Raw genomic sequence first — 4,130 nt, 5'->3', positions numbered from 1 at the left:
CAGCCCGGGAGCCGCCTCCCCGGCCACCTTGGCGATCAGCTCGCGGCGGTCGGCGCTGGTGATCTGGCCGCGCAGGTAGAGCTGATCACCTCGGACATCCACCCGGACGCCGAGTTCCGTGGTTCTCTCGTCCTCGGCGAGCGCGCGCTGCACACGCGCGGCGACGTACTGCGGAGCCTCCATCGTCGAACTCCTTTCCGTCCAAAAAAGCTCGCCTTCCCGTGGAACTCAAGGTCAAACACGTTTAAAACCCCCACTGAGGGCAGAGGAGGCCGCTGTGCCCAGGACGCGGGCACGCCTGCCCCGCATAACTCGGTGGAGACGTGCCCATGAAGATCGCCATGGTTTCAGAGCATGCCAGCCCCCTCGCGACCGTCGGCGGAGCCGACGCCGGAGGCCAGAACGTCCACGTCGCCGCCCTCTCCATCGCGCTCGCCGCGCGCGGGCACGAGGTGACGGTCTACACCCGCAGGGAGTGCGCCTTCCAGCGGGAGAGGGTCGCTCTGGCCCCCGGGGTCACGGTGGTCCACGTCCCGGCCGGCCCGGCCATGATCCTGTCCAAGGACGACCTGCTCCCCTGGATGCCGGACTTCGGCCTGTGGCTGGCCAGGCGCTGGAACGCCGCACCGCCCGACATGGTGCACAGCCACTTCTGGATGAGCGGCCTGGCGGCCCTGGTCGCCGCGAGGGAGGTCGACATCCCCATCGCGCACACCTTCCACGCCCTCGGTACGGTCAAGCTCCGCCACCAGGGCGCGGCGGACACCAGCCCGCACGAGCGCCTCGGGATCGAGGCGATGATCGCCCACCAGGCGGACGCGGTCGTCGCGACCTGCGCCGACGAGGTGGCGGAACTGCGCCGGATGGGCGCGCCGCACCGCCGTACGAGCGTCGTGCCCTGCGGTGTCGACGTGCGCTCCTTCACCCCGGTGGGCCCGCGCGCCGATCTCGGTCCGGGCCCCGTCCTGCTCGCCATCGGCCGTCCCGTACCCCGCAAGGGCGTGGACACCACGGTCCAGGCCCTCGCCCACGTCCCCGGCGCCAGGCTGCTCGTCGCCGGCGGACACCCGGACGACCCCGAGGTGGGCAGGCTCTCGCGGGTGGCCGTCAGGCACGGCGTGGCGGACCGCGTCAGGTTTCTCGGCAAGGTGGCCCGCGAGCGCGTCCCGGTCCTGATGCGCTCGGCGGACGCCGTGGTCAGCATGCCCTGGTACGAGCCGTTCGGCATCGTGCCGGTGGAGGCCATGGCCTGCGGGGTGCCGGTGGTGGTGTCCGCGGTGGGCGGGCACCTGGACACCGTCGTCCCCGGGGTCACCGGCCTGCTGATCCCGCCTCGCGAGCCCCGCACGCTGGGGGGCGCGCTGCGGCGGCTGCTCGCCACGCCGGGCCTGCTGGCGGCGTACGGCACCGCCGCCGCTGTCCGGGCACGCTCCGACTACGACTGGAACAAGATCGCCGACCGGACCGCCGCCGTGTACTCGGGGGTGATCTCCTCTCGCGTCCCGGCATGGCGGAAGGACGGCGCCCGCTCGTATCCGGGCGTCGCCTGACGGCTCTCCGGTCCCGGAATCAGGATGGAAAGCCAGAAAGGTCCCCGGTTCCGTCGACGGGACCGGGGACCTTCGGCCGGGGATCGGGTGCCGGGCCCCGGAGGGCCCGGCAGGTGATCACTTGCCGGTGGCTCTGTGGATGCCGTGTGCCGTGGAACGGTCGATCGCGGCCTTGACCACACCGAAGATCGCTCCCTGGATGGCAGCCGCCACGAGAACCTCTCGCCAGCCGTACTCATCCGATGTCGCCTGGGGCGCGTCGTCCTTGCCCGACGCGAACTTCCAGACCTGCTTGAAGACGGCTCCGGCGATCGCGCCACCGAGCATTCCACTCGCGGCGCTCACACTGCGGGATACGACCCTGCTCAACGTCTCGCCCTCCGTTCGATTGGCCGGAAGGCACGCCTGCCCTTCCGGACCGGTACCTGACTCACACGACACTCACACGACCGGGGGGTCGTTGTAGTGCCGCTCCTCGTAGACGCGACGATGAGCGACCGGGTCCTCGACCACGGTGGTGGCCGTCGAGTCCGCCACCGCCCGGCGGGCGATGCTGAGCCGGTACACGGCGAACAGGAGCCATGCGAGACCGCCGATCATCAGGATGACACCGACGACGTTGATGTCGAACCCGGCGATGTCGAATTCGACCGCCCAGGTGAGAATGGCGCCGAGCATGATGAGAATGATGCCGCCTGCGATGGTCATGGGATCTCCTCCTTCGAGCCAACGCATCCCCCCTATCCCCCACACGGCTCCCAAACGTCACCATGCGGAGACAGCTGCCGACCACGGCATCCCAATGGACGTCACGGGCCTGACGACTTCGGAAAAGTCGTCAGGCCCGTGAGTTCTCGGCGAAGAATCGGTTACTGGGCGGGCAGGACCGCACCCTTGTACTTGTCCTCGATGAACTTCTTGACCTCGGGGCCGGCCAGGAGCTCGGCGAGCTTCTTGATCCGGGGGTCGTCCACCTTGGCCGGGACGGTGACCAGGCCGTTGGCGTACGGGTTGCCCTCGCCCTTCTCCAGGAGCAGGGAGTCGGTCGCGGGCTGCAGCCCGGCCTCCAGGGCGTAGTTGCCGTTGACGATCGCGGCGTCCACGTCCTCCAGGGAGCGGGGCAGCTGCGCGGCCTCGAGGGGCTTGAACTCCAGCTTCTTGGGGTTGTCGGCGACGTCGCGCTCGGTGGCCTTGACGCCGACCCCCTCCTTGAGGGTGATCAGGCCGTTGTCGGCCAGCAGCTTGAGCGAACGGCCGAGGTTGCTCGCGTCGTTGGGCACGGCCACCTGGGCGCCCTCGGCGAGCTCGGAGACGTTCTTGATCTTCTTGGAGTACAGGCCGAGCGGCTCGATGTGGACCGGGGCGACCCAGCTGAGCTGGATGTTCTTGCCCTTGGAGAACTCCTCCAGATACGGGATGTGCTGGAAGTAGTTCGCGTCCAGGTTGCCCTCGTCGAGCTGGGTGTTGGGCTGGACGTAGTCGGTGAACTCGACGATCTCCAGGTTCAGCCCGGCGCCGGCGGCGAGGTTGTCCTTGACGTACTTGAGCACCTCGCCGTGGGGTACGGGGTTGACCCCGACCTTGAGCGGGGCATCGGCCTTCGGCGTGCCGTCGGCCGGTTGGGCCGTGTCGGTGGACGTCCCCCCGCATCCGGCCAGGGTCCCGGCCAGGATCAGTCCGGCCACGATCCCAAATATCTTGCGCATGATTCTCCCCTAATTCCCCTTACAGCTGGTAGGAAATATCTCACAGAAACGGGGAAAGGGACAAATCCTTACTTGTCACGCAAAGCCAACATCTGGGCGATCTGTGCTGTACGCGAGACATCGACGCGTTTCGCCATCTCGGTGACCTTGGCGTGCAGCCCGGTCGCGACCTCCACCTTGGCCATCTGGGAGGCGTCGTCCTGCTGGGCGATGAGCATGTCGAGGAACCTTCGCTCGAACTCGGCCGGGGGCGCCGTGACGAGCGCCGCCACCTCCTCATCGCTCACCCCGGGCATCCCGCCGTGCGCGGCGTGCTCGTCGTCCGGCGCCGTCGCGGGCTGCCCCCAGGCGGCCAGCAGGCCGGACATGGTGCTGGACTCGCGCTCCTGGGTCACCCCGATCGCCTCGGCGAGCTCGGAGACCTCAGGGCGGACCTGCCGCTCCCGTGCCAGCCGCACCAGCCGCACCACCTGCGCGTTGTGCGGCACCATCATCTGCAGGAACATCACGTCGGGGGCGTTGAAGGCGACCCCCTCGGCGGTACCCGTCGGCGGGGCGGGCGACGGGCTGGGCACCCCCTGACCCGCGCCGTGCCCCTCGTGCGCGTCATGATCAGAACTCTGGTCGGCACTCTGGTCGGCATTCTGGGCAACGGCGCCGTGCCCCGCGTGACCGGATGCGCCGCCCCGAAGCTCCTGGATGCTGTGGGCACCGCAGCCCGCGAGCAGCAGGACGCCCAGTACGACCACCGGGACCGCACGTCTCATCGAATACCTCCACCGTTGTGCTCGCCGCGGGCCCGCTCGGGCGCCGTGTATCCGGGAGAGCCGATCACCATGCCGGTCTTGGTGAGGCTCGTGTCGCCCTCGGCCTT

The 4,130-nt window shown here is 69.3% G+C and carries 6 protein-coding genes; 1 reads left to right on the top strand and 5 read right to left on the bottom strand.

Annotated elements, in window-relative coordinates; genetic code table 11:
* Positions 1-183, bottom strand: a 183-nt coding sequence (locus ABZ260_RS47855; protein ID WP_355631727.1) for a BON domain-containing protein, incomplete at its 3' end; no start/stop codon positions are given.
* A gap of 146 nt (positions 184-329) precedes the next feature.
* Here ABZ260_RS47855 and ABZ260_RS47850 point away from each other — a divergent pair.
* Entirely contained in the window at positions 330-1,550 is a 1,221-nt protein-coding gene (locus ABZ260_RS47850) for a glycosyltransferase (RefSeq protein WP_355631724.1), read from the top strand.
* A 117-nt stretch (positions 1,551-1,667) separates the two neighbouring features.
* Here ABZ260_RS47850 and ABZ260_RS47845 read toward each other — a convergent pair whose 3' ends face one another.
* From ABZ260_RS47845 to ABZ260_RS47830, 4 genes are all read right to left on the bottom strand, one after another.
* The gene (locus ABZ260_RS47845; protein ID WP_355560626.1) at positions 1,668-1,919 is read right to left on the bottom strand and encodes a DUF4235 domain-containing protein; all 252 of its coding nucleotides are present in this window, start codon (positions 1,917-1,919) and stop codon (positions 1,668-1,670) included.
* 72 nt (positions 1,920-1,991) lie between these two features.
* A complete protein-coding gene (locus ABZ260_RS47840) occupies positions 1,992-2,258 on the bottom strand; it encodes a DUF6458 family protein (RefSeq protein ID WP_030913064.1) in 267 nt (88 codons plus the stop codon).
* 161 nt (positions 2,259-2,419) lie between these two features.
* Positions 2,420-3,256 (bottom strand): MetQ/NlpA family ABC transporter substrate-binding protein, encoded by an 837-nt coding sequence (locus tag ABZ260_RS47835; RefSeq protein WP_355631721.1) that lies wholly within the window; start codon positions 3,254-3,256, stop codon positions 2,420-2,422.
* A 68-nt stretch (positions 3,257-3,324) separates the two neighbouring features.
* Positions 3,325-4,023 carry a DUF305 domain-containing protein gene (locus tag ABZ260_RS47830; RefSeq protein ID WP_355631717.1) on the bottom strand — a complete coding sequence of 233 codons (699 nt, stop codon included), beginning with the start codon at positions 4,021-4,023 and terminating at the stop codon, positions 3,325-3,327.
* Between the last annotated feature and the right edge of the window lie 107 nt (positions 4,024-4,130).

The sequence above is a fragment of the Streptosporangium sp. NPDC006013 genome (assembly GCF_040614275.1).
In the GTDB taxonomy this organism is placed as follows: domain Bacteria; phylum Actinomycetota; class Actinomycetes; order Streptosporangiales; family Streptosporangiaceae; genus Streptosporangium.
This window is presented reverse-complemented; position numbering and strand designations above follow the sequence as displayed.

Excerpts from the sequence above, each read along its gene's own strand:
- ABZ260_RS47850 (WP_355631724.1), top strand. The coding sequence starts at position 330 with ATGAAGATCGCCATGGTTTCAGAGCATGCCAGCCCCCTCGCGACCGTC.
- ABZ260_RS47840 (WP_030913064.1), bottom strand. The coding sequence starts at position 2,258 with ATGACCATCGCAGGCGGCATCATTCTCATCATGCTCGGCGCCATTCTC.
- ABZ260_RS47835 (WP_355631721.1), bottom strand. The coding sequence starts at position 3,256 with ATGCGCAAGATATTTGGGATCGTGGCCGGACTGATCCTGGCCGGGACC.
- ABZ260_RS47830 (WP_355631717.1), bottom strand. The coding sequence starts at position 4,023 with ATGAGACGTGCGGTCCCGGTGGTCGTACTGGGCGTCCTGCTGCTCGCG.